The 24,266-nt window shown below is 67.7% G+C and carries 22 protein-coding genes; 15 read left to right on the top strand and 7 right to left on the bottom strand.

The window, feature by feature from the left end:
* Positions 1-2 precede the first annotated feature (2 nt).
* Entirely contained in the window at positions 3-1,526 is a 1,524-nt protein-coding gene (locus ACYR7D_RS24530; protein WP_459546877.1) for a SulP family inorganic anion transporter, read from the bottom strand.
* Positions 1,527-1,967: 441 nt separating this feature from the next.
* On the opposite strand from ACYR7D_RS24530, the gene ACYR7D_RS24525 reads away from it, so the two are divergent.
* The 5 genes from ACYR7D_RS24525 (at position 1,968) to hisG (ending at position 6,902) form a co-directional block, all read left to right on the top strand.
* A complete protein-coding gene (locus tag ACYR7D_RS24525) occupies positions 1,968-2,828 on the top strand; it encodes a HalD/BesD family halogenase (RefSeq protein WP_459546876.1) in 861 nt (286 codons plus the stop codon).
* 48 nt (positions 2,829-2,876) lie between these two features.
* Complete coding sequence (locus ACYR7D_RS24520; RefSeq protein WP_459546875.1) at positions 2,877-3,695, top strand: class I SAM-dependent methyltransferase; 819 nt, start codon at positions 2,877-2,879, stop codon at positions 3,693-3,695.
* 44 nt (positions 3,696-3,739) lie between these two features.
* The gene (locus ACYR7D_RS24515; RefSeq protein WP_459546874.1) at positions 3,740-5,554 is read left to right on the top strand and encodes a choline/carnitine O-acyltransferase; all 1,815 of its coding nucleotides are present in this window, start codon (positions 3,740-3,742) and stop codon (positions 5,552-5,554) included.
* A 174-nt stretch (positions 5,555-5,728) separates the two neighbouring features.
* On the top strand, positions 5,729-6,010 hold the full coding sequence (locus ACYR7D_RS24510) for a phosphoribosyl-ATP diphosphatase (RefSeq protein WP_459550272.1): 282 nt from the start codon (positions 5,729-5,731) through the stop codon (positions 6,008-6,010).
* A 40-nt stretch (positions 6,011-6,050) separates the two neighbouring features.
* Entirely contained in the window at positions 6,051-6,902 is an 852-nt protein-coding gene (hisG, locus tag ACYR7D_RS24505) for an ATP phosphoribosyltransferase (protein ID WP_459546873.1), read from the top strand.
* Between the two features lie 182 nt (positions 6,903-7,084).
* On the opposite strand, the gene ACYR7D_RS24500 is transcribed toward hisG, so the two are convergent.
* A complete protein-coding gene (locus ACYR7D_RS24500) occupies positions 7,085-7,981 on the bottom strand; it encodes a RecB family exonuclease (protein WP_459546872.1) in 897 nt (298 codons plus the stop codon).
* 81 nt (positions 7,982-8,062) lie between these two features.
* Between ACYR7D_RS24500 and ACYR7D_RS24495 the strand changes: the two genes are divergently transcribed.
* A complete protein-coding gene (locus tag ACYR7D_RS24495; protein ID WP_459546871.1) occupies positions 8,063-8,896 on the top strand; it encodes a tRNA (adenine-N1)-methyltransferase in 834 nt (277 codons plus the stop codon).
* Positions 8,897-8,975: 79 nt separating this feature from the next.
* Here the strand turns inward: ACYR7D_RS24495 and ACYR7D_RS24490 are convergent, their stop codons facing one another.
* Complete coding sequence (locus tag ACYR7D_RS24490; protein WP_459546870.1) at positions 8,976-9,527, bottom strand: nuclear transport factor 2 family protein; 552 nt, start codon at positions 9,525-9,527, stop codon at positions 8,976-8,978.
* Between the two features lie 179 nt (positions 9,528-9,706).
* Between ACYR7D_RS24490 and arc the strand changes: the two genes are divergently transcribed.
* The 4 genes from arc (at position 9,707) to ACYR7D_RS24470 (ending at position 14,504) form a co-directional block, all read left to right on the top strand.
* Complete coding sequence (gene arc, locus ACYR7D_RS24485) at positions 9,707-11,467, top strand: proteasome ATPase (RefSeq protein WP_459546869.1); 1,761 nt, start codon at positions 9,707-9,709, stop codon at positions 11,465-11,467.
* Positions 11,468-11,669: 202 nt separating this feature from the next.
* A complete protein-coding gene (locus tag ACYR7D_RS24480) occupies positions 11,670-13,208 on the top strand; it encodes a glycosyltransferase family 39 protein (RefSeq protein ID WP_459546868.1) in 1,539 nt (512 codons plus the stop codon).
* A 53-nt stretch (positions 13,209-13,261) separates the two neighbouring features.
* Positions 13,262-13,630: an arsenate reductase family protein gene (locus ACYR7D_RS24475; RefSeq protein ID WP_459546867.1), complete on the top strand. Its 369-nt coding sequence runs from the start codon at positions 13,262-13,264 to the stop codon at positions 13,628-13,630.
* 196 nt (positions 13,631-13,826) lie between these two features.
* Complete coding sequence (locus tag ACYR7D_RS24470) at positions 13,827-14,504, top strand: TIGR00266 family protein (RefSeq protein WP_459546866.1); 678 nt, start codon at positions 13,827-13,829, stop codon at positions 14,502-14,504.
* 39 nt (positions 14,505-14,543) lie between these two features.
* On the opposite strand, the gene ACYR7D_RS24465 is transcribed toward ACYR7D_RS24470, so the two are convergent.
* The 4 genes from ACYR7D_RS24465 to ACYR7D_RS24450 form a co-directional block, all read right to left on the bottom strand.
* Positions 14,544-15,101 (bottom strand): dihydrofolate reductase family protein, encoded by a 558-nt coding sequence (locus tag ACYR7D_RS24465; RefSeq protein ID WP_459546865.1) that lies wholly within the window; start codon positions 15,099-15,101, stop codon positions 14,544-14,546.
* A 1-nt stretch (position 15,102) separates the two neighbouring features.
* Positions 15,103-16,023, bottom strand: a complete 921-nt coding sequence (locus ACYR7D_RS24460) for a helix-turn-helix domain-containing protein (protein ID WP_459546864.1) — start codon at positions 16,021-16,023, stop codon at positions 15,103-15,105.
* 69 nt (positions 16,024-16,092) lie between these two features.
* The gene (locus tag ACYR7D_RS24455) at positions 16,093-17,424 is read right to left on the bottom strand and encodes a YhgE/Pip domain-containing protein (protein WP_459546863.1); all 1,332 of its coding nucleotides are present in this window, start codon (positions 17,422-17,424) and stop codon (positions 16,093-16,095) included.
* Between the two features lie 135 nt (positions 17,425-17,559).
* A complete protein-coding gene (locus ACYR7D_RS24450) occupies positions 17,560-18,852 on the bottom strand; it encodes a DUF418 domain-containing protein (protein ID WP_459546862.1) in 1,293 nt (430 codons plus the stop codon).
* A gap of 92 nt (positions 18,853-18,944) precedes the next feature.
* Here ACYR7D_RS24450 and dop point away from each other — a divergent pair, with 92 nt between their 5' ends.
* From dop to pafA, 5 genes are all read left to right on the top strand, one after another.
* On the top strand, positions 18,945-20,444 hold the full coding sequence (dop, locus tag ACYR7D_RS24445) for a depupylase/deamidase Dop (protein WP_459546861.1): 1,500 nt from the start codon (positions 18,945-18,947) through the stop codon (positions 20,442-20,444).
* A 167-nt stretch (positions 20,445-20,611) separates the two neighbouring features.
* Positions 20,612-20,806, top strand: a complete 195-nt coding sequence (locus tag ACYR7D_RS24440; RefSeq protein WP_040835795.1) for a ubiquitin-like protein Pup — start codon at positions 20,612-20,614, stop codon at positions 20,804-20,806.
* The gene (prcB, locus tag ACYR7D_RS24435; RefSeq protein WP_459546860.1) at positions 20,803-21,675 is read left to right on the top strand and encodes a proteasome subunit beta; all 873 of its coding nucleotides are present in this window, start codon (positions 20,803-20,805) and stop codon (positions 21,673-21,675) included. Before ACYR7D_RS24440 ends, prcB begins: the two co-directional genes overlap by 4 nt.
* A complete protein-coding gene (gene prcA / locus ACYR7D_RS24430; RefSeq protein ID WP_459546859.1) occupies positions 21,672-22,427 on the top strand; it encodes a proteasome subunit alpha in 756 nt (251 codons plus the stop codon). Before prcB ends, prcA begins: the two co-directional genes overlap by 4 nt.
* A gap of 262 nt (positions 22,428-22,689) precedes the next feature.
* The gene (gene pafA / locus ACYR7D_RS24425) at positions 22,690-24,048 is read left to right on the top strand and encodes a Pup--protein ligase (protein ID WP_459546858.1); all 1,359 of its coding nucleotides are present in this window, start codon (positions 22,690-22,692) and stop codon (positions 24,046-24,048) included.
* The last annotated feature ends 218 nt before the right edge of the window (positions 24,049-24,266 follow it).

Below are 24,266 nucleotides of genomic sequence, written 5' to 3'. Positions count from 1 at the left end.
GGTCAGTGTGCTCCGGTCAGGTAGCCGGAGAGCCGGTCACGGCGAGCTTCGGAGGCGGGGTTGAGGCCGACGATCTCCACGGTTCTGCCCTTGGCGGCGTATTTGGTGGTGATGGCGTCGAGGGCGGCGACGGTGGAAGCGTCCCAGATATGGGCTTCGGACATATCGATGACGATATGGTCCGGGTCGGTGGTGTAGGCGAACTGGTAGACCAGATCGTTGCTGGAGGCGAAGAACAACTCCCCGCGCACTTTGTACACCCGCCGCCCCCGCAGCACTCCGTCCTCGGTGATACGCGGGTCGTCGAAGGCGGTCACCTGGGTGAAATGCGCGACGCGGTGGGCGAAGGCGATCATCGCGACCAGCACGCCGGTGATCACGCCGTAGGCCAGGTTGTGGGTGACCACCGTGACCGCGACAGTGATCAGCATGACGGTGGTCTCGGCGATCGGCATGCGACGCAGCGTCTTCGGGGCGAGGGAATGCCAGTCCAGCGTGCCCACCGAGACCATGATCATCACCGCCACCAATGCGGCCATCGGGATCTGCGCGACCAGATCGCCGAGGCCGACGACCAGGATCAGCAGGAACACCCCGGCCAGGAAGGTGGAGATGCGGGTGCGGGCGCCGGAAACCTTGACGTTGATCATGGTCTGCCCGATCATCGCGCAGCCACCCATACCGCCGAACAGGCCGGTGACGAGGTTGGCCACCCCTTGCCCCCAGCCTTCACGGGTCTTGTCGGAGTGGGTGTCGGTGATGTCGTCGACCAATTTCGCGGTCATCAGCGATTCCAGCAGCCCGACCAGCGCCATCGCCAGCGCGTACGGTCCGATGATGCACAGGGTGTCCAGGGTGAAGGGCACATCCGGGATGAGGAACGCGGGCAGGCTCGAGGGCAGCTCGCCTTCGTCACCGACGTCGGGTACGTCCAGTGCGAATCCCATCGTCACCGCCGTCAGTGCCACGATCGCCACCAGCGGTGCCGGCACCGCGGTGGTCAGTTTCGGCAGGAACACGATCACCGCCAGCGCGGCGGCGACCATCGGATACACCAGCCACGGCACCCCCAGCAGGTGCGGCAGTTGAGCGGTGAAGATCAGGATCGCCAGCGCGTTGACGAATCCGACCATCACGCTGCGGGGGATGAACCGCATCAACTTCGCCACCCCCGCCAGGCTCAGCGCGATCTGCAGCACCCCGGCCAGCAGCACGGTGGCGATCAGGTGATCCGTACCGTACTCCTTCACCACCGGCGCGACGACCAGTGCGACCGCGCCGGTGGCCGCGGAGATCATGGCGCGGCGACCACCCACCAGTGCGATCGTGACCGCCATGGTGAACGAGGCGAACAACCCCATCCGTGGATCCACCCCGGCGATGATGGAGAACGAGATCGCCTCCGGAATCAACGCCAGGGCGACCACCAGCCCCGCCAGTACCTCGATCCGCAACCGTTTCGGGCTGCGCAGCGCCGACCACACCGACCCCTCGACCAGTGGTGGCCGCTGAGTTGTGGAAATCATCCGATACTCCGTCCAGAATCCGCGCGCACGGCAGCGCCGCCGGAAAACCGTGGCTCACCGGCTGGGTCGATGAAAAACAGGGGGGCGCCGAGCAACGGCTCGAGCGCCTCGGGAATCCCGGGCCCGGCCACGATGCCAGTCTCCGGGAGGAGACGGGCGCTATCGGCTCGACCCGAGCGACGGTACTCTCCCCCGAGGGGAGAGTGGCAAACCGAAGGGGCCGATCGTGTCCGACGTCTCACGCCGGAGCGGGTATGTCGTCGCCGGTCTCGGGCCCGGGGCCGGATTCCGTTCGCCCGGCGTTAGCCACGGTGGCGAGTGGCGAGTCCGGCGACCGGACGGCGTTGCCCGATGCGAAGACCGACCGGTCCGTGATGGGGCTCACGGGTTATTTCGTACATTCGCCGGGCGTGTTGCAGATCGTCCGATAACAATATCGCTATGGCCGCCACGGTGACCCTGGACGAGATCGTCGATACCACCCGCTATCCGTTGACGGAACCCGGTTCGCCCGGCTGGCGCGACGCGGTCGCCGCCGCCCGCGCCGATCTCGCCGAGGACGGCTGCACCGTATTACGCGAGTTCATCCGGCCCGAATTGCACGCTCGGCTCGCCGAGCAGGGGGAAAAGATGGCGCCGCAGGCCTACTACCGCACCGAGCGGGTGAACGCCTACAACATTCCGCTGGATACGGAACTCCCCGAAGAACATCCGGGCCGGATCGTCTTCGAACGCGGTAACGCCTTCGTGCCGCGCGATCGCATCCCCGTCGACGCGCTCATCCATCGGCTCTACACCGATACCGGTTTCCAGCAGTTCGTCGCCGACTGCTTCGGCCGCACCGAACTACACGAATTCGCCGACCCGCTCGCCGGTCTCGTCCTCAATGTGGTGGCGCCCGGACAGTCGCATCCCTGGCATTTCGACACCAACGAGTTCACCGTCAGCATGCTCACCGCGCTGCCGGAGGCCGGGGGAGTGTTCGAGTACTGCCCGGGTATCCGTTCCCCCCGGACGGAGAACCTCGCGCAGGTGCGTGCGGTGCTGACCGGTTCGGACGACCGGCTCATCCGACGGCTGACGCTGCGCCCCGGCGATCTACAACTTTTCCAGGGCCGATACTCGCTGCACCGGGTCTCACCGGTGCGCGGTGACGCGGCCCGGCACACGGCGATCTTCGCCTACAGCGACCGTCCCGGTGTCATCGGCACCGTGGAACGCACCCGCCAGCTGTTCGGGCGGGTGCTTCCGGAACATCTCGCCGCGGCCGACGCCGTACGAGGTGACCGGCTGCTCGATTGAGCAGTGAACGCGATCGAGTGGATTCGGCCCGACCGAGAGGAATACAACGTGCCAGTGCCGTTGCACACCACCGGGAAAGCATCTTTCGACGATATCTACTCGAGACCCGACCCGCGTGATTACTACGCGCGCATGGCCGAACTGGATTATCGCATCCCGGAACTGGCCAAACCCCATCTACGCGCTCAGATCACCGCATGCGGGGAGGCGGCGGGCGCGGCGCCCACCGTCCTCGATATCGGCTGTTCGTACGGGGTGAACGCGGCACTGCTGCGGCTGGACACAACACTGACGGAGCTGGCCGCGTCCTACACGGACCCGGATATGGGCACAGCGGAGTTCATCGCCCGCGACCGGGCCGCCCTGGCCGAGGCGAACGCCCTGCCGGGCGTGCGATTCATCGGAATGGACGCCTCGGCGCCCGCGCTGGACTACGCGCGCGCCGCGGGCCTGCTGGACGCGGTGGTGCACGCCGATCTCGAAGCCGCCGATCCCAGCGACGAACAGCGCGAGCTCCTGGCGTCGGCGGATCTGGTGATCTCGACCGGCTGTATCGGTTACGTCACCGAGAAGACCATCACACGGATCGTCACCGCGAACCCGGACCGGCGCCCCTGGATGGCGCACTTCGTCCTGCGCATGTACGGTTTCGAAACCATAGAGGCGGAACTGACGGCGCTCGGGTACCGCACCGAGCGGATGCCGGGGGAGTTCGCCCAGCGCCGGTTCGCCTCCGACGCCGAACGGGAACAGGTGCTCGATACGCTGGCCACCCGTGGAATCGATACCGCGGGGCTCGAGGACGAAGGCCGGCTGTATGCCAATCTCTATGTGTCCCGGCCGGTTTCGTCGCAACCTGCAGCATGAGCCACCGGGCACCATCCGACGACCGAACGACCGGAGAGACCGACTTGACCGAACCCACCTTCGCCGCCGAAGACCGACTCCCGCGGGTACCGCTGCCGACCCTGGAGGACAGCTGCGCGCGCTTCCTGGAATGGTGCACACCCCTGCTGACCGCCGAGGAACTGGAGGTCACCGAACGGGCCGTGGCCGATCTGCTGCGGCCCGACGGCGCCGGCCGGAAACTGCATGCCGCTCTCCGTGAATACGACGCGACCCCCGGGGTGGGCAGCTGGCTCGATCTGTTCTGGCCGTCGCGGTACCTGGGACGGCGCGACCGGATCGCGCTGAACGCCAATTTCTTCTTCCTCTTCCGCGACGATACGGCGCTGGCCGCCTCCACCGCGGCGACCCAGGCCGACCGCGCCGCCGCGCTGGTCGCGGCCGCGGTCGATTACAAACTGGCCCTGGACCGGGAAGAGATCCCGCCGGCCACCCAGCGCGGGCAGCGCCTGTCCATGTGGCAGAACAAATACCTGTTCTCCGAAACCCGGATTCCGGGAGCGGAACAGGACACCGTGCGGGTTCCCTACACCGAGGAATGGCCGGGCCCCTCCACGGCTCGCCACATCCTGGTCTTCCATCGCGGCAACATGTTCCGGATGGACGTGCTGGGCCCCGACGGTGATCCCTATGCTTTCGAGGATCTCGTCGCCGGACTGGGCGCCATCCTGAAATCCGCCACCGAGCCGGCACCGGCCGGGACATCGGTGGGCCAGCTGACCACCGCGGCCCGCGCCGACTGGGCCCGCGCCCGAGCCGGACTGCTGACCGATCCGCACAACGCGGCAGCGCTCGACACCGTCGAGACGGCGCTGTTCTGCGTATGTCTGGAGGATTTCGCGCCGCGGGACGATCTGCACGCCTCCGACACCCTGCTACACGGCGACAGCGCCAACCGCTGGTTCGACAAATCGGTGTCCTTCATCGTCTTCGCCGACGGGCAGGCCGGTATCAATGTCGAGCACTGCGGGCTGGACGGCACCACCATCCTGTCGTTCGTCGACACCCTGCTGGAAACGCCGGTCACCGGGCATACCGAACGCTCCGGGGCGCGGGGCCAGGGACTGCCGCCGGTGGAGCAGATCGAATTCCGCCTCGACGACGACCAGCGTGCCGCGGTGACCGCCGCCGGCGCGGCATTCGCGCAGTACGCCGCCGACAATGCCACCACCACGGTGTCCTTCGACGAGTTCGGAACCGCCCGGGCCAAACAGCTCGGGATCTCCCCGGACGCGTTCGCTCAGCTGAGCTATCAGCTCGCGCACCGCCGCAGCAAAGGGCTCACCGGCGCCACCTACGAATCCATCGCCACCCGGCAGTACCGCAACGGCCGTACCGAGGCCATGCGGGTGGTGACGCCGGAGATCATCGTCTTCGTCGACACCATGCAGGATCCGGCGGCCGATACCGCCGCGAAACTGGCCGCGGCCCGCACCGCCGCCGCCGCGCATGTGACCCGCGCCAAACAGTGCCAGTCCGGCGAGGCCCCGGAACAGCATCTGTGGGAGCTCGAGTGGATCCAGCGCCGCCGCGGCGCCGAGCTCGGGGTGACCGAGGAGATCCCGCTCTACCGCAGTCCCGGATGGACGATCATGCGCGACGACTACCTGAGCACCAGCTCCGCGCCCTCGGTGAACATCCGCTACTTCGGTTTCGGCTCCACCAGCCCGAAATGCATCGGCATCGCCTATGTCCTGCTGCCCGACCGGTGGAACCTCTACCTGGCCACGCCGGCTCCGGTCGCCGACCAGATGTACGCCTTCGCCGGCCACTTGCGCACCGCGGTCGCCGAACTGGAGGCACTGCTCTCCGAGCAGTGATCGTGGCGGGGGTGCTACGAGCGCGTGGCGCCCCGTGCGGTGAGCGTGCCGTCTCCCGGTCCGGGCCCCGGCCCGGGAGACGGTGATCCGGGCGCCGCGTGCGGCCGCCGGTCCCCGGCCGGACGGGTGTCACGACACAGCGGTGGCACTCGGGCGGAGGCGCGCCGCGGTGGTCTGAAACAATGGCCTGCCGTGAAGACTTTCGAGGCCCTGTTCGCCGAGCTCCAGGATCGCGCAGCCACCCGGCCCGCCGGGTCGGGTACCGTCGCCGCACTGGACGCCGGTGTCCATGCCCAGGGCAAGAAGGTGCTGGAGGAGGCCGGTGAGGTCTGGCTGGCCGCCGAACACGAGGGTGACGAGGCGCTCGCCGAGGAGATCTCGCAGCTGCTGTACTGGGTGCAGGTACTGATGGTGGGCCGCGGGCTGCGGCTGGAGGACGTCTACCGACATCTGTAGACGCCCCGATCGTTCCGCCGAAGCCGAAAGGAGCAGCCATATGCTGCGCGTCGCAGTACCCAACAAGGGCGCACTCTCCGAATCCGCGGTCGCCATCCTCACCGAGGCCGGTTACCGCAAACGCACCGATTCCCGCGATCTCACCGTGCTCGACCCGGCCAACCAGGTGGAATTCTTCTTCCTGCGGCCCAAGGACATCGCCATCTACGTCGGTTCCGGGGAACTGGACCTCGGTATCACCGGCCGTGATCTGGCCCTGGACTCGGGCGCCCCCGTGCAGGAACGCCTTTCGCTCGGGTTCGGCGGGTCCACCTTCCGCTACGCCGCACCGCAGGGGCGGGAGTGGACGGTGCGCGAGCTGCAGGGCAAGCGCATCGCCACCTCCTACCCGAATCTGGTGCTGGCCGACCTGGCCCGGCACGGAATCGAGGCCGAGGTCATCCGGCTCGACGGGGCGGTGGAGATCTCCATCCAGCTCGGGGTGGCCGATGCGATCGCCGATGTGGTCGGTTCCGGCCGGACGCTGCGCCAGCACAACCTGGTCGCGTTCGGGGAGTCGCTGTGTGATTCGGAGGCGGTGCTCATCGAACGCGCCGACTCCGATCAGCGTGACCGGGCCCGTAACCAGCTGATTGCCCGGGTCCGCGGTGTGGTGTTCGCCCAGCAGTATCTGATGCTGGATTACGACTGCCCCAAGAGCCTGCTCGAGCAGGCCGCGGCGCTCACGCCCGGACTGGAATCGCCGACCGTGGCACCGCTGGCCGATCCGGACTGGGTCGCGGTCCGCGCGCTGGTCCCGCGGCGCCGGGGCAACGAACTGATGGATCAGCTCGCCGACCTGGGCGCCCGCGCCATCCTCGCCACCGATATCCGCTCCTGCCGCGCCTTCTGACCCGGGCGGGGCAACCCTGCCTCTTCCGGCTCGGCGCCGAGCTCACGTCTCGGCGCCGAGCCGGGTCCACCGGGTTTTCGGTCCGTGGCCCGTGTTCGTTCCGAAGCCCGGGCATCGCGATCGTGCGACCCGGCCTGTCCGGGGACGGCGACCGCCGGAGGCATCGCAGGCGCCGCCCAGCGTCAATCCGATACCGATTCGGACAAGGTTTCGGGGGCGGATTCGTCCTCCGCTGGCCAGCCGGGATACGGCGGCGGCTTCCCGTCGAACGCCGGGCACAGCGATTTGTAGGCGCAGTAATCACACAGCCAACCCGGGTTCGGCGGAAAATCTCCGGTGCTGCCGGCCGTGCGCACCGCCTGCCACAGGGCGGTGAGCGTGCGCTCGAAGCGGCGCAGCTCCGCTTCGTCCGGGGTGTAGGTGAGCAGTTCGGCGTCGGCCAGGTAGATCAGCCGCAGCTGGGCCGGTACCACCCCGCGGGTGCGCAGCAGCATGAGCGCGTAGAACTTCAACTGGAACAGGGCGCGGGTCTCCTGGTCGGGTCTCGGTACCCGGCCGGTCTTGTAGTCCACCACCCGGAGCTCCCCGGTGGGGGCCACATCGATGCGGTCGACGAACCCACGCAGCGGGGCGCCGCCGGGTAGTTCGACCTCGAGCCGCGTCTCGCACGATTCCGGCTCGAAGCGCCGCGGATCCTCCAACTGGTAGTAGGTGTGGACCAGGGCGCGTACCTCCTCGAGAAAGGTCTCGAGTTCACCCTCGCCGTCCAGTAGCCGCGCGGCCTCGGGCTGCTCGCCCAGCACCCGGCTCCACGCGGGCCCGGCCAGCGCGGTGGCCCGCTCCGGGGTGCGCTCGGTCTCCGGCAGCGCGTAGAGAGCTTCCAGCACCGCGTGCACCACCGTGCCGCGTACGGCCCGGCGGGTCGGCGGTTCCGGTATCCGATCGATCGCCCGGAAGCGGTACTTCAGCGGGCACTGTTTGAAATCCGCTGCACGCGAAGGAGACAGCGCCGGCCGCGTGGGCCGGGGTGCGGGTTCGGGGCCGCGAGTCGTCGGGGGTGTGCTCGGGGGCGCTGCCATACCTGGCAGGCTATCCGGCGGCACCGACACCGGTGCCCGCGCGCGGATATCCGCGCGGACCATATCGCGGAACGGAGATCCATGACGGCCAGACGGACCGGGCCATTCGTCGTCGGCGACCGGGTGCAGCTGACCGATGCCAAGGGCAGGCTGTACACGGTGCTGCTGGAACCGGGCAAACAGTTCCACACCCATCGCGGTGCCATCGCCCACGATGATCTCATCGGCGCCGAGGAGGGCACTCTGGCGCATTCGAACAACGGCACCCCCTACCTGGCCCTGCGCCCGCTGCTCACCGACTATGTGATGTCGATGCCGCGCGGGGCGGCGGTGATCTACCCCAAGGATGCCGCGCAGATCGTGCACGAAGGCGATATGTTCCCCGGCGCCCGGGTTCTGGAAGCGGGCGCGGGTTCGGGCGCGCTGACCTGCTCGCTACTGCGCGCGGTGGGGCCCGAGGGCGCGGTGCTGTCCTATGAGATCCGCGAGGACCACGCCGAGCACGCGGTGCGCAATGTGGAGCGGTTCTTCGGTGAACACCCTGCGAACTGGCAGCTGACGGTGGGGGATGTCGCCGACTACGCGGGGGAGCGGGTGGATCGAGTGGTCCTGGATATGCTCGCCCCCTGGGACGCGCTACCGGCCGTGGCGAAGGCCCTGGTACCGGGCGGAGTGCTCATCGTCTACGTCGCCACCGTGACCCAGCTCTCGAAGGTCGTGGAGGCGCTGCGTGAGCAGCAGTGCTGGACCGAACCGCGGTCCTGGGAGTCGATGGTGCGCGGCTGGCACGTGGTGGGTCTGGCGGTGCGGCCCGAGCACCGGATGCAGGGGCATACGGCCTTCCTGGTGAGCGCGCGGCGGCTGGCCGAAGGTGTGGTCACCCCGAAGCCGCAGCGCCGGCCGTCGAAGGGCTGAATCGTCCCCGGGACGGCCGCGGAGCCACGGGAGAGCCGGATCACCGGCGATCCCGTGGCCGGGCGCGGGGCAGGCGCGGCTAGGCCGGAGCGCAGGGGATCTGCGCGAAACCGAGCAGTACACAGGCGCCGGAATCGGACAGTTTCCAGGTACCGTCCTGGTGCTGCCAGATCAGCTCCATCGGCGGGGCGCTCTGACCCATCGGGCTGGTGATGGTGGTCTGCCCGGTGGCGGTCTCCCCGTTCACCTGGATATCGGCGACCTGGAAGGTGATCCCCCGGTAGGTCTGCAGAGCGGCGTTGAGCTGTTCGAAATGGCTGCGCCGTTTCTCGCCGTCGACGACGAGATCCACCTTCTCGTCCACCGAGACATCCGGGTTTGCGATCTGTTCCAGCCCGGCCTGTAGGCTCTGCGCGGTGGGCGTATCCCCGGATTCGCCGTGGTCGTGGTCGTGATCGTCCGTCGCGGCGCCGGTGGCCACCGCGCTGCTGCCGGCGACTGTACTGGTGGCGGCGGCGTCGGAACCCGAGTCGTCGGAGCCGCAGGCCGTGAGTCCTACCGCCAGGGCGAGGGCGGCGGCTGTCGCCGCCGTGACCCTGGTCAACCGCAGTCTGCGGGCGGGAAGGTGCATAGCTGGCAACCTTTCGGCTAGTCGGTGAGTACGCCCACCGTTGTTGGGTTAGGGCAGGCTAACATGGTTTGACCAGCAGATGGCCGCGGACCAGATGTGATCACGACGAAACCATGTCGGACAGCGCAAACGGGCCGCGCCCGGTAGCGTTGATAGACCGGGATTGGGAGGAGCAGCATATGAGCCCCATCGAGAATTCGGATTCGGCGGCCTGGAGAGAACTCGAGGCGGTACGCGCCGAAGCGGCTGCACTCCGGAGGCAACTCGCCGATTCACCGGATCGCACACGGGAATTGGAAGCCCGTATCGATTCGCTGACCATTCGCAACACCAAGCTGATGGATACCCTGAAAGAGGCGCGGCAGCAACTCGTCGCGCTGCGTGAGGAGGTCGACCGTCTCGGTCAGCCGCCCAGCGGTTACGGGATTCTGATCGGGGTGTACGAGGATCAGACCGTCGACGTGTTCACCTCCGGCCGCAAGATGCGCCTGACTTGCTCGCCGAACATCGAGACGTCGACCCTGGCCTACGGTCAGACCGTCCGGCTCAACGAGGCCCTGACCGTGGTCGAGGCCGGTACCTTCGATTCGATCGGTGAGATCGGGACACTGCGTGAGGTCCTCGACGGCGGCCGGCGCGCCCTGGTCGTCGGGCACGCCGACGAGGAACGTGTGGTCTGGCTCTCCGGCCCGCTGGCCAGGCTCGCCGATGCCGACGATCTGGATGATCCGGACTCTCCGGTGCGCAAATTGCGTCCCGGCGATTCGCTGCTGGTCGATACCAAGGCCGGTTTCGCGTTCGAACGTATTCCCAAGGCCGAGGTCGAGGACCTGGTGCTGGAAGAGGTGCCCGATGTCGGGTACGCCGATATCGGTGGTCTCGGCCGGCAGATCGAGCAGATCCGCGACGCCGTGGAGTTGCCGTTCCTGCACAAGGACCTGTTCCGCGAGTACGCACTGCGCCCGCCCAAGGGCGTGCTGCTCTACGGTCCGCCGGGCTGCGGTAAGACGCTGATCGCCAAGGCGGTGGCCAATTCGCTGGCCAAGAAGATCGCCGAGGCGCGGGGTGAGGACGCCAAGGAGGCCAAGTCCTACTTCCTCAACATCAAAGGTCCCGAACTGCTGAACAAGTTCGTGGGTGAGACCGAGCGCCATATCCGGATCATCTTCCAGCGGGCGCGGGAGAAGGCCTCCGAAGGCACCCCGGTGATCGTGTTCTTCGACGAGATGGACTCGATCTTCCGCACCCGCGGTTCCGGGGTGTCCTCGGATGTGGAGACCACCGTGGTCCCGCAGCTGCTGAGCGAGATCGATGGTGTGGAAGGGCTGGAGAACGTCATCGTCATCGGCGCCTCCAACCGCGAGGACATGATCGACCCCGCGATCCTGCGGCCCGGCCGGTTGGACGTGAAGATCAAGATCGAACGTCCGGACGCCGAATCCGCGCAGGACATCTTCTCGAAGTACCTCACCCCGGAGCTGCCGCTGCACGCCGACGACCTGGCCGAATTCAACGGCGACCGGGTGGCCTGCATCAACGCCATGATCGAGCGGGTGGTGGACCGGATGTACGCCGAGAGCGAGGACAACCGCTTCCTGGAGGTCACCTACGCCAACGGTGACAAAGAAGTCCTGTACTTCAAGGATTTCAACTCCGGTGCCATGATCCAGAACATCGTGGACCGCTCCAAGAAGTACGCCATCAAATCGGTGCTCGACACCGGTAACCCCGGCCTGCGGATCCAGCATCTCTACGATTCGATCGTGGACGAGTTCTCCGAGAACGAGGACCTGCCCAACACCACGAATCCCGATGACTGGGCCCGTATCTCGGGTAAGAAGGGCGAGCGGATCGTCTACATCCGCACGCTGGTCACCGGTAAGAACGCCAGCGCCAGCCGGGCGATCGATACCGAGTCGAACACCGGTCAGTACCTGTAACCGGGCCGACCCGAGGGCCGCGCACCCCGCCGGGGGCGCGGCCCTCGTGCGTCCGGCCCGCCGTGGTGCCGATACCGGGTACGCCTGCCGGATGACCCGGGGTAGCTCGCACTGCTCATCCCGGAATGGTCCGGCAGGGGGACGGCGGTGCGGGTGCCGCGCGGTTATGTTCGAAGGGTCTCGTTCGGCCCCAGGAGTATCCGTGAGCACGATCACCGACGTGGAGCCCGCACGCTCCCCTGCCGACCCCCTCCGTCCTTTCGCCACCGTGCCGGTGGTGGGTGTGGCCGCCGCGGCCGCCCTCGTCCTGCTGCTCTCGGCTCCCCGATACGGTTACTTCGGGGACGAGCTGTACTTCCTGGCGGCGGGCCGGCGGCTTTCGACCGGGTATGCCGACCAGGGGCCGGTCCTGCCGTTTCTCGCCTGGCTGATGGACACCGTCGCCCCCGGTTCGCTGGTGGCGCTGCGCCTGCCCGCCATCGTGCTGACCGTGGTGGCCGTGGTGGTGAGCGCGCGGATCGCCCGGGAGTTCGGTGGTGGTCGTGGTGCCCAGATCCTCACCGCGGTGGCGTACGCGACCTCGCCATTCCTGCTGCTACAGGGCAAGAATCTGTCAACCAATGCCATCGATTGCGCGCTGTGGGTCCTGATCACCTGGCTGATCGTGCGCTGGGTCCGGACCCGTCGTGACGGTCTGCTGCTGGCAGCGGCCGTGCTCACCGCAATCGATACGCAGGTGAAATGGCTGATCCCGTTCTTCTGGCTGGCGACGGTGATCGCCTCCCTGGTGTTCGGGCCCCGCGATCTGGTGCGCCGGCCGCTGCTGTGGCTGGGCGGATTCCTGACATTCGCCGCTTCGGTGCCCGCGTTGCTGTGGCAGGCCGAGCACGGCTGGCCTCAGCTGGTGCTGGGAGCGGTCGTGCGGGAGGAACAGAGCTACGCCGGTGGCCCCGTGGCGTTCGCCCCGCTGGCGGTGCTCCTCGCGGGTGCGCTGGGCGCCGTGCTGCTGTGCTATGGGACCTGGGCGCTGCTGCGGGACCGGACGCTGCGGCCGTACCGTTTTCTGGGGGCCGCCCTGGTGTTTCTGCTGGTGCTCTTCGCGGTCACCGGCGGCCGGTCCTACTACCTGGCCGGTATGTACGGGGTGGCCTTCGCGGCGGGTGCCGTGGCTCTGGCCGAGACGGTGAACCGGTCCGCGACGGCCCGGCGCCGCCGGGTGCTCACCGTCTCGGGAGGCGTGCTGTGCGTGGTCTCGGTGGTGGTGGTGCTGGCTGCGACGCCGTGGCAGGCGGCCGAGGACATCGCGCCGGCCGGCAGTGAGGCCGAGGCGGCGATGCAGATCGGGCTCTACGGTGAATTCGGCTGGCCGGAACTGACCGCCGGGGTGGTCGCGGCGTACGAATCCCTGACTCCGGCCGAACGAACCCGGTCGGCGGTCATAGCGCATACCTATTGGCAGGCGGGTGCCTTGGACTACCTGGCGGGTGACGACCTCCCGGAGGTCTACAGTCCCTCCCGCGGGTTCGGGTACTTCGGGGCCCCGCCGGATTCGGCGGCCACCATGGTGTGCGTAGGCGGCGACGAGGAGCGATGGCGCGCCCAGTTCGCCGTTCTCGAGCCGATCGGAAGGGTCGACAGCCGGCTCGGTTTCCTGGACAACACGAACGACGTCACGCTGTGGAAATGCGCGCAGCCGCGCGAATCGTGGGCGCGTGTCTGGCCGGAATGGATGCATATGTGACGAGTGCCGCCACACGGTACGGACCGGAAAACGTGAACGCTACCCTCACTGATATGAGCACTCCGGAAGCCGAGATCTGGCACAACCCCCGCTGCAGCAAGAGCCGGGCGGCACTGGCACACCTGGACGCCACCGGTACCGCCTACTCGGTGCGCCGCTACCTGGACGAGCCGCCCTCGGCCGCGGAACTGCGGGCGGTGCTGCAGCGACTCGGTGCCGAACCGTGGGATATCGCCCGCACGGGTGAGGACATCGCCGCGGAGCTGGGACTGGCCGAGTGGGGGCGCACCCCCGCCGACCGGGAACGCTGGATCACCGCGCTGGCCGAGCATCCGCGGCTCATCCAGCGTCCCATCGTCTTCGCCGCCGACGGGCGCGCCGTGGTCGCTCGTGACCCGGATGCCCTGCGTTCGCTGGACTGAGTCGACAGCCGGTTGCCGGGGGATAGCGGGGATGGCGGTGGTTTACGGCGGCAGCGCGCGTGGTGAACCGTTGTCCACCGCGCGGGCCCCTCGGGCGATCATCCGCCCGGCGATCCCGTCCGGCCCCGAGCCCCGCCGCCGCGGAGCCCGCGCAGGAAGACCACTCGTGGCCGGAAGGTAGCGGTAGTGTCGGTTCATGAAAGTTGAACTACGGCACGGTCCGTCGTCGACAGTGGCGCGGTGCGTACTGGCCGGTGGCGAACCGGTGCGGGTGGAAGCCGGCGCCATGGTGGCGCATTCGGCCGGGGTGAACCTGGCGGCCAAGGCCGAGGGCGGCATCCTGGCCGGTCTCAAACGGTCGATGCTGGCGGGGGAATCGTTCTTCGTCTCCACCTTCACCGCACCGCCACAGGGCGGCTGGGTGGACGTGGCGCCGTCGCTGCCCGGGGACATGCTGGCCCTGTCCATCGCACCGGACCGGCCGTACTTCATCAGTCGCGGCGGCTGGATCGCGAATTCCTCCGGAGTGCAGGTGGAGGGCAAATGGGGTGGTTTCGCGAACCTGCTGGGTGGTGAAGGCGGTTTCGGTCTGCGCGCGCACGGGCAGGGTGAGATGGTGGTCGGGGTGTTCGGTGCGATCGACGTGATCGATCTGGCGCCCGGGGAACCGATCACCATCGACACCGGGCATGTGGTGGCCTACGACCTGTCGATGCAGTTCACCATCCGGCGTGCGGTATCGGGACGGTCTCTGCAATCGCTGAAATCCGGTGAGGGCCTGGTTTTCGATTTCACCGGCCCCGGCCGGGTGCTGTTGCAGACCCGCAACCCCCGGGCTTTCGCCTCCTGGACCGCCTCGGTCTCCTCCACATAGGTGGCCCGCCCCGATGGTGGTCGCAGGTGCCGCGGCGGATCAGGCACCGGCGGGCACGACCGCGTAACGGATACAGGCGAATTCGCCGTTACGCGCTACTTCGGTGATCCGCAGCTCCAGTTCCCGTGGTAACAGCGGCGCGCCCGCACCGAGGGTCACCGGGGCGATCGAGACGAGTACCTCGTCGAGCAGACCGTGATCGGCGAACTGCCCGGCGAGATCCCCGCCGCCGACGACCCACAGCTTTCTGCCCTCGGCTGCCGCCGTCATCGCCTTGTGGACCGAGGTGACCGGCTCCTGAGTGAAGCGCACATCGGCGCCGTCCGGTACGGGGAATTCGCGGTGGGTGCACACCCAGGCCGGCACGGAATAGGGCCACGGCTCGTCGCTGTGATGGTCGAGGATCCACCCGTAGGTATTGGCTCCCATGACGATTGCCCCGATATCGGCGATGAACTCGCCGTAGTTCATCGGACCGTTCTCCTCGGACTCCCGGGACAACAGCCAATCCAGCGAGTGATCGGTGGTGGCGATGTAGCCGTCGAGGCTCGTCGCCGTGTAGTACACCATCCTGGATGTGGTTGCCGATGCGGTCATCTCAGCCTCTCCTTCGCAGCCAGTCGATCGGATCGCCCCAACCGGCGCTTTCCTCGGGTGAATCACCGCGTAACCAGTACCGCACCTGCTGGCGGCGATACGCGGAGTAGGTGAGCACATGGGCGATCACGCTGCCCAGTACGAAACTTTCCGGCGGCTCGCACAGCGCGTCGATCAGCGTGTCGCCCCAGCCGCCGCGTCGATCGATCTCGCGGATCGTGTCCAGCCAGCGCGGCGCCACCTCGTCGAGCCGGGCCATGAGCGAAGGCAGGTCGTCGCCGCCGCGGGGCGGGGTATCGGCGCCGTCGATCGAGGCCAGCCACATCTCCTTGGCGCGGATCAGGTGATCCAGCATCGCCGCGATCGAATCCTCCGGACCGTCCCACGGCAGCACCATGGTGACGCCCGCCCGTGAGCGGCGGTACTGCTCCTCGGTCAGTCCGGCCGCCGCCTTCAGCAGCAGCCGTGTGTCGTCGAGATCGTGGTGCACCAGCAGCGCGGTGGGATCCATATCGGAACGCCCTCTCGGCTCGCCCTCCACCCACAGCGACATGGGCGGATGGAAATGGATTCCGTTCACCGAGGGCAGCCACCGCGGCCCCCGGCCGGTCAGCGGTGGAGTGGCGCTGGGCGGGTGGCCGAAGGCACGGGTGAATGCCCGGCTGAAACCCTCCACCGAGTCGTACCCAGCGGCGAAGGCGGCATCGGTCACCGCCGCGCCCTCGGCGAGTTGCCAGCACGCGCGTTCCAGCAGTACCCGCCGCCGCAAACTCACCGGCGATTCGCCGGTGCCGCGGCTGAACTGCCGCGCGAAATGGTACGGGGACGAGTAGGCGCCGGCGGCCATCTGCCCGAGTGTCGCGTTGTCCTCGTGCAGTACGGCGTCCAGCAGCTCCCGCAGGCGGTCACGTCGGTTGCTCACCTGTCGAGTGTGTCGTGCGACCCCTCCGGCGCGCTTGACCGATCTTGCCCTGTACCCCGGGAGGCGGGCTCAGCGGCTGCCGCGCCGCAGACCCTTGCGGTCGTAGACAACGGTGACCACTGCCCCCAGCAGCAGGCCGATCGCCAGCCCCGCCAAGCTCATCCAGACACCGCGCGCCAATCCGGGGTTGCCGTGGGCGTCGAAATAGAGAATCGCCCGGATGCCGAGATAGACCTGGTGCATCGGCTCGAACGTGGCCAGCCAGGCCATATAGCGCGGGGTGGCTTCCAAGGGGATGGTCCCGCCCGCCGAGGGCAGACCGAGCACGATGAACAGGATCAGGTTCACCAGCAGTCCCGCCGACCCGAACACCGCCAGTACCGACAGCGCGGTGACGCCTACCGCGATGATCGCCAGAGTGCTGAACAAGAACAGCGCCGCCGCGTGATCCAGCGGCATATCCAGCAGCGCTGCCACCCCGAGGAATACACCGGAGACGAGCGGTGCCGTGACCGCTATCACCCCCCATTTCAGCAGCAGCGTACGAAAACGAGAGTGCGACGATGTGGGGTGGTGAACGAAGAAGGGCCCGTACTCGGTGGGCATGAACCCGAGGGCCGAATCGACCATGGAATGCACGATCATGGCGCCGGTGAAACCGGCCAGCACCACCAGCAGCGTGTAGAAGAACGCCGAGAGCCCCTGCCCGGTCCCGTCCGGCAGCGGCCGGTACGGTTCGACGAGTACCTCGATCGGTTCGGCCAGCATCAGGCGGGAGGCGCCGGAGAGTTCGGTGGTCGCGCCGGGCGCGGATGCCAGTTCGGTGTCGACCGTCTCGACCAGCTGCCGGCCGACCTCCGCATTCACCTGGTCCAGTGCCCGCCGGCTCACCAACTGCACGATCTGGGTGGCATAGGTGCCGGTTCGTGGATTGGTGAGCACGGTGATCACGGGCTGCTCGATCTCCCCGGGCACCACCCCGCCCATTCCGAGGATCGACAGTCGTTTGGACAGGTCGCTGGGCAGGATGACGGCGCCGTAGACCTCGCCGTTGGCGAGCAGCCGCTGCGCCTCGCTGATACCGGTGATCCGCAGGTCGATCTTGTCCCGGGGGATCCCGTCGGTGAGCGCGGCGGTGATCCGGTCACCGACGTTCACCTGTTCGCCGTCCCGGATCTCGCCGTCGTCCTGATTGACCAGGGCGATCGGAAAATCGTGCAGATTCTTCTCCGGATCGACCACATAGCCCAGGTACATGGTCGCCAGCAGGGTCATCAGCAGGGTCACGACCAGGAGGGGCCCGGCCCAGATCCGTATCCGGCGTCGTGTTCCGATCCCCGCGGTCGGGGCGGTCGCCCGGGTGTGGGTGCCCGTATCGTCGCCGGCGCTGTTCGGGCCCATCGCTGTCCTCCGTCACCACTACGGTTGTTCTCGTGCTCGGCTCCGGCCGGTGGAGGTCGCCCGCCACGGTCGGCGCCGGGAACAATCGTGGCAGTTCACCGGGCCGCCGACGAGGGGATGAACGGGTGTGTCGGCTCACTCGGATACCGTCCGGTGCGGCAGGGTGGTGCGGGCGACAGCCGGGCCGGGCTCGGCGCCGCGTTCGGCCCGGCCCGGAGCGGCGGGTGGAAGGTGGTCCCGCCGTGCCCGGGTCAGGCGCTGGTAGCTCGTATGCCACAGCCACTCCACCGGGCCGCGGTCGAACCGGCGTAGCCAGTAGTGGGCGAACAGCGCGATCACCGCGACCACCACCAGGTAGACCGCCACCGTGAAGAGGAGGCGGTGGTCCGGGGCGAACCGCGCGGCCGCGCCGAACCCCCAGCCGTAGCACAGGATCGACGCCACCAGGTTCTGCAGGATGTAGCAGCTGAGGGCGGTCCGGCCGATCTCGCTCATCCGGCGCCCGGCGAAACCCACCCGGGGCCGCCGCAGATACACCTCGGCGACCAGGGACAGGATCGCCAGGGCGACGAACGGAGCGAGCAGATACCGGGTCACCAGTATCTGCTCGCCCCCACCGAGCAGACCGAGCAGCAGATCCAGCGGTGCGGCGATACCGAAACCGACGATCACGAGCCGCCGCCGGACCCGGCTGCCCTCGGGGCGGAACACGCCGGCGTGGAACAACCGAGCACCCACCAGGAACAGCGCGATCGACAGCGGCAGGATGAGTATCACCTCCAAGCGGAAGGCGAGCGCGTGCTCGGCACGGAACACCACCAGATCCCGGAACGAACCGTCGGCGTACGGATTCGGGGACAGCGGCCGGGAAGGATCCGGATCTGTGGGCGGGGCGGTTGCCAGGGAAAGGAAATAGAGGGCGATCAGGGTGAGGTGCAGGCCCAGTGCGGCGCCGAGCCAGCGCCCCTGTGTGCGCGGGCCACGAGAGAGTACGAAAGCGACGATCAGGGCCGTGACGGCATAACCCATCAGCACGTCGAACTCGGCGATCAACAGGAAATTGAGCAGGCCGTCGACCAGCAGCAGCGCCGCCCGCCACGGATAACCGCCCGGCCAGGGCCGCCCGCCGCGGCGCGCGGAGGCCTGCTGAACGGCCAGGCCGATCCCGAACATCACGGTGAGCAGGCCCAGGAATTTGCCCTGGGCCAGTTGCTGGAGAACCTTCTCCGCCCACATCCATCCGTCGGTGGGCGCGGTGGTCAACCGGTCGAGATAGCCGGGCATGCCCTGCGGATCGGTCAGGATCCAGATATTGGTGCCGAGGGTGCCCAGGATCGCGATTCCGCGCAGGACGTCCAGGGCTGCCAGCCGGGCCGGCCGGGGCGGGGGAGAACCGGGAACGAGGGGGTCGGCGGCGGTGCGGGTCATGGTTCGAGCATGTGGGGCCGGTACCCGCCACGGCATCCGCCGGAAGTACCACTCGACGGATGATTCGCCCGTCGTCGCCTACTCTCGAACCCATGCAGCGCATCATCGGTATCGAGGTCGAATACGGAATCTCCACGCCTACCGAGCCGTCGGCCAACCCGATCCTCACCTCGACGCAGGCGGTTCTGGCCTATGCCGCCGCGGAGGGGGTGCCACGCGCCAAGCGCACCCGGTGGGATTACGAGGTGGAATCGCCGCTGCGCGACGCCCGTGGTTTCGACCTGAGCCGGATGAACGGTCCGGCACCGGTGATCGACGCCGACGAGGTCGGGGCGGCGAATATGATCCTCACCAACGGCGCCCGGCTCTACGTCGACCACGCGCATCCGGAGTACTCCGCCCCCGAGGTCACCGATCCGCTGGACGCGGTGATCTGGGACAAGGCCGGTGAGCGGGTGATGGAGGCGGCCGCTCGGCACGCTTCCAGCGTGCCGGGTGCGCCGCGTATGCAGCTGTACAAGAACAACGTCGACGGCAAGGGCGCCTCCTACGGCACCCACGAGAACTATCTGATGAGCCGCGAGACCCCCTTCAACGCGGTTATTCTGGGGCTCACCCCCTTCTTCGTCTCCCGCCAGGTGATCTGCGGATCCGGACGTGTCGGGCTCGGGCAGTCGGGCGACAACGCCGGTTTCCAGCTCTCCCAGCGCTCGGACTACATCGAGGTCGAGGTGGGTCTGGAGACCACGCTCAAACGCGGCATCATCAACACCCGCGACGAACCGCACGCCGACGCCGACAAGTACCGCCGGCTGCACGTCATCATCGGGGACGCCAACCTCGCCGAGATGTCGACCTACCTCAAGGTGGGCACCACCGCCCTGGTACTGGACCTCATCGAATCGGGCGCGGACCTCTCCGACCTCCAGCTGGCCCGCCCCGTCACCGCGGTGCACACCATCAGCCACGATCCCACCCTGCGTGCCACCGTGGCCCTGGCCGACGGACGCGAACTCACCGGGTTGGCCATTCAGCGGCTCTATCACGAACGAGTTGCGAAATTCGTCGAGGAGCAGGGCAACGAGGACGAGCGGGTGCGCGATATCCTCGACAACTGGTCGATGGTCCTGGACCTGCTCGAACGCGACCCCATGGAATGCGCGAACCTCCTGGACTGGCCCGCCAAACTGCGGCTGCTCGAGGGAATGCGCAGCCGGGAGGGCCTGGGCTGGGCGGCGCCGAAGCTGCATCTGATGGATCTGCAGTATTCCGACGTGCGGCTCGACAAGGGCCTGTACAACCGGCTGGTGGCCCGGGGCTCGATGAAACGCCTGGTGACCGAGCAGCAGGTGCTCGACGCGATGACCCAGCCACCCACCGATACCCGCGCGTACTTCCGAGGTGAATGCCTGCGCCGGTTCGGCGCCGATATCGCGGCCGCCAGCTGGGACTCGGTGATCTTCGACCTGGGCGGCGATTCGCTGGTGCGGATCCCCACCCTCGAGCCGCGGCGGGGGACCAAAGCCCATGTCGGTAAGCTCCTCGACGGTGTCGACACCGCCGCTGAACTGGTGGAACAGCTGACCACCTAGTTCGTTCCCGGGCGGTCGCCACGGTATCGCCACCGCCCGGGTCGGACGTAATCCGACTACGTGTCGTCCCGGCTGGGTAGTGTTGAAGAACGAGCACAGAGGCTGCTCACGATTCGTCCGGTACGCACCAGCGTCCGGTCGGTGGAAAACAGAGGAGGTCGGCTGCGATGGCACAAGAGCAGACCAAACGCGCCGGGGGCGGCGACGATGACGAGGGCCTGGACGGCGTCGACGCCGCGGGTCAGGAGCGGCGCGAGAAGCTGGCGGAGGACACCGACGACCTGCTCGACGAGATCGACGATGTGCTCGAAGAGAATGCCGAAGACTTCGTTCGTGCCTACGTGCAGAAAGGTGGCCAGTGACCGCAGGTGACCCCTCGCGTCTCCATCTGGGGTACGCCCTGTCGTCCTTTTCCGAACATTTGCGTCAGCACGCACCGGATCTGTTGCCGGGCAACCGATTCGATGCGCTGAACCAGCCCACCGCCGCCGGGAATCCCGGCGGCGGTGCCGCGGGGGATATCGCACCGCACGGAACCACCGTGGTGGCGGTCTCCTACCGGGGCGGGGTCCTGATCGCCGGCGACCGGCGCTCCACCCAGGGCAACCTGCTGGCGGGCCGCGATGTGGAGAAGGTCCATATCACCGATACCTACTCGGCGACCGGTATCGCCGGGACCGTGGGCATGGCCATCGAACTGGTGCGCCTGTTCGCGGTGGAACTCGAACACTACGAGAAAATCGAGGGTGTTTCGCTGACCTTCGACGGTAAGGCCAACAAGCTGTCGAAGATGGTGCGTGACAACCTACCGGCCGCCATGCAGGGGCTGGCGGTGGTGCCGCTACTGGTCGGCTACGACCAGCAGGCCACCGATCCGGACCGGGCCGGCCGCATCGTCTCCTTCGACGTGGTCGGCGGGCGTAGCGAGGAGCGGTTCGGTTTCACCGCCGTGGGCTCCGGCTCGCTGTTCGCCAAGACTTCGTTGAAGAAGTTGTACGCCAAGGGTATCGACGCCGATCGCGCGCTGCGGATAGCGGTCGAGGCCCTGGTCGACGCGTCCGACGACGATACCGCCACCGGCGGGCCGGATCTGCTGCGTGGTATCTACCCGACGGCGATCCTCATCGACGACGAGGGCGCGGTCGAGGTCGCCGAATCCCGGCTCGAGGAGATCGCGCGCGGTATCGCCGCGGACCGCGAGGCCGCCGAGGAAGGGAGCGCCCGGGCATGACCCTGCCGCTGTATGCGTCCGCCGAGCAGATCATGCGCGACAAGACCGAGCTCGCGCGTAAAGGTATCGCCCGGGGCCGCAGTGTCGTGGTACTGGCCTACGACCGGGGCGTGGTGTTCGTGGCGGAGAATCCGTCCGCGACCCTGCACAAGGTCAGCGAACTCTACGACCGGACCGGTTTCGCCGCTGTCGGTAAGTACAACGAGTTCGAGAACCTGCGCCGGGCCGGGATCCTGCAGGCCGATCTGCGGGGCTACCAGTACGACCGGCGCGATGTGACGGGCCGAGCCCTGGCCAACGCCTACGCCCAGGGTCTGGGATCGATCTTCACCGATCAGCTCAAACCGTACGAGGTGGAGATCTGCGTCGCGGAGGTGGGTTATCCGGAGCAGGAGCCGGAATCGGTGCTCTACCGGATCACCTTCGACGGTTCGATCGTCGACGAACGCGAGTACGTGGTGATGGGCGGGACCACCGAGCCCATCACCGCGGCGCTGAAGGATTCCTACCGCCCGGGCCTGGATCTTCCGTCCGCGGTCGGGGTGGCGGTCGCTGCCCTGCAGGCGGGTATGCCCGACGGTATCGACAAGGAGAAGCGGACACTCGGCGTCGGTTCGCTGGAGGTCGCCACCCTGGAACAGGCACGGCCGCGGCGGGCGTTCCGCCGCATCGGCCGGGCAGCGCTGGAGCAACTGCTGGCGTCGGGGACGGTGGAGGACGGCGAACCGGGCGAGAAGAAGACATCCGGCTGATCGCGGCCGGCTCCGCCGCGTATTCGCCGTTGCGGGCCGCACGCCGCCACAGGCGTGCGGCCCGCAACGCTGCGCGAAAGTGACGATCGGCGGGCGCGGGGCGATGGTCTTCCGTTCGTCGCGGGACGGCCGCGCGGCAGTGGATTTCTCGCGTCCGGCACCCATTCGGCGAACGATCGCCGAGCGAATCGTTGCGAAGCCGTATACATCGGGTTTTCCACACCGACCCGCAGGAATCATCCAGCGCTGTAACCTCGATAGTGTGCAGCGACGAATTATGGGGATCGAGACCGAATTCGGTGTGACGTGCACCTTCCACGGACACCGTCGGCTCAGCCCCGACGAGGTGGCCCGGTATCTGTTCCGCCGGGTGGTGTCGTGGGGGCGCAGCTCCAATGTGTTCCTTCGTAACGGCGCCCGGCTCTACCTCGACGTCGGTTCGCATCCGGAATACGCCACCGCCGAATGCGACAGCCTGGTCCAACTGGTCACCCACGACCGGGCCGGGGAGCGAGTACTGGAGGAGTTGCTCATCGACGCCGAGCAGCGCCTCGCGGAGGAGGGAATCGGCGGGGACATCTACCTGTTCAAGAACAACACCGATTCGGCCGGCAACTCCTACGGTTGCCATGAGAACTTCCTGGTCGTGCGGGCCGGGGAATTCTCCCGGATCTCCGATGTGCTGTTGCCGTTCCTGGTCACCCGGCAGTTGATCTGCGGGGCCGGTAAGGTACTGCAGACCCCGAAGGCGGCCACCTATTGCCTGTCGCAGCGGGCCGAGCACATCTGGGAGGGGGTCTCCTCGGCGACCACCCGCTCGCGTCCGATCATCAACACCCGCGACGAACCGCACGCCGATGCCGAGAAATACCGGCGGCTGCACGTCATCGTGGGCGATTCGAATATGGCCGAGACGACGACCATGCTCAAGGTCGGTACCGCCGCGCTGGTGCTGGAGATGATCGAGGCCGGGGTCTCGTTCCGCGATTTCGCCCTGGACAACCCGATCCGGGCGATCCGGGAGGTCAGCCACGATCTCACCGGTCGCCGTCCGGTCCGGCTGGCCGGTGGGCGGCAGGCCAGCGCTCTCGATATCCAGCGTGAGTACTACACGCGTGCCGTGGAGCATCTGCGCAACCGGGAACGCGATCCGCAGATCGACCAGGTGGTGGATCTGTGGGGCCGCACACTGGACGCGGTGGAGTCCCAGGATTTCGCCAAGGTCGACACCGAGATCGACTGGGTGATCAAACGCAAGTTGTTCCAGCGCTACCAGGACCGTTACGGGATGGAATTGTCCGACCCGAAGATCGCCCAGCTGGATCTGGCCTACCACGACATCAAACGCGGCCGCGGCGTCTTCGACCTGCTGCAGCGCAAGGGGCTGGCCAAACGGATCACCGAGGACGACGCGGTCGACGCCGCGGTGGACACCCCACCGCAGACCACCCGGGCCAAACTGCGCGGTGATTTCATCACCGCCGCCCAGGCGGCCGGCCGCGATTTCACGGTCGACTGGGTACACCTCAAGTTGAATGATCAAGCTCAGCGCACGGTGCTGTGCAAGGACCCGTTCCGCTCGGTGGACGAACGGGTGGACCGCCTGATCGCCTCGATGTAGAAGGCCCGGATCCACAGGTGCTCCCCGCCCTTGTGCACTGCTGTGTACGGACGCACACATGGTCGGCGTACAGATAGCCGGGGCAGGGGTGGCCCGGCTATCTGAGCCGGGAGGTGAGTTGGGCCGCTGAGCCGGGAGGTGAGTTGGGCCGCTGAGCCGGGAGGTGAGTTGGGCCGCTGAGGTGGGAGGTGAACCGCCTCGCGAAGGTGCTGTGTTTT

Source organism: Nocardia sp. X0981 (assembly GCF_977089955.1).
This window is presented reverse-complemented; position numbering and strand designations above follow the sequence as displayed.

Bases quoted from the DNA above. Each gene is read 5' to 3' on its own strand.
- ACYR7D_RS24530 (WP_459546877.1), bottom strand. From the start codon at position 1,526: ATGATTTCCACAACTCAGCGGCCACCACTGGTCGAGGGGTCGGTGTGG.
- ACYR7D_RS24525 (WP_459546876.1), top strand. From the start codon at position 1,968: ATGGCCGCCACGGTGACCCTGGACGAGATCGTCGATACCACCCGCTAT.
- hisG (WP_459546873.1), top strand. From the start codon at position 6,051: ATGCTGCGCGTCGCAGTACCCAACAAGGGCGCACTCTCCGAATCCGCG.
- ACYR7D_RS24500 (WP_459546872.1), bottom strand. From the start codon at position 7,981: ATGGCAGCGCCCCCGAGCACACCCCCGACGACTCGCGGCCCCGAACCC.
- ACYR7D_RS24495 (WP_459546871.1), top strand. From the start codon at position 8,063: ATGACGGCCAGACGGACCGGGCCATTCGTCGTCGGCGACCGGGTGCAG.
- ACYR7D_RS24490 (WP_459546870.1), bottom strand. From the start codon at position 9,527: ATGCACCTTCCCGCCCGCAGACTGCGGTTGACCAGGGTCACGGCGGCG.
- arc (WP_459546869.1), top strand. From the start codon at position 9,707: ATGAGCCCCATCGAGAATTCGGATTCGGCGGCCTGGAGAGAACTCGAG.
- ACYR7D_RS24475 (WP_459546867.1), top strand. From the start codon at position 13,262: ATGAGCACTCCGGAAGCCGAGATCTGGCACAACCCCCGCTGCAGCAAG.
- ACYR7D_RS24470 (WP_459546866.1), top strand. From the start codon at position 13,827: ATGAAAGTTGAACTACGGCACGGTCCGTCGTCGACAGTGGCGCGGTGC.
- ACYR7D_RS24465 (WP_459546865.1), bottom strand. From the start codon at position 15,101: ATGACCGCATCGGCAACCACATCCAGGATGGTGTACTACACGGCGACG.
- ACYR7D_RS24455 (WP_459546863.1), bottom strand. From the start codon at position 17,424: ATGGGCCCGAACAGCGCCGGCGACGATACGGGCACCCACACCCGGGCG.
- ACYR7D_RS24450 (WP_459546862.1), bottom strand. From the start codon at position 18,852: ATGACCCGCACCGCCGCCGACCCCCTCGTTCCCGGTTCTCCCCCGCCC.
- dop (WP_459546861.1), top strand. From the start codon at position 18,945: ATGCAGCGCATCATCGGTATCGAGGTCGAATACGGAATCTCCACGCCT.
- ACYR7D_RS24440 (WP_040835795.1), top strand. From the start codon at position 20,612: ATGGCACAAGAGCAGACCAAACGCGCCGGGGGCGGCGACGATGACGAG.
- prcA (WP_459546859.1), top strand. From the start codon at position 21,672: ATGACCCTGCCGCTGTATGCGTCCGCCGAGCAGATCATGCGCGACAAG.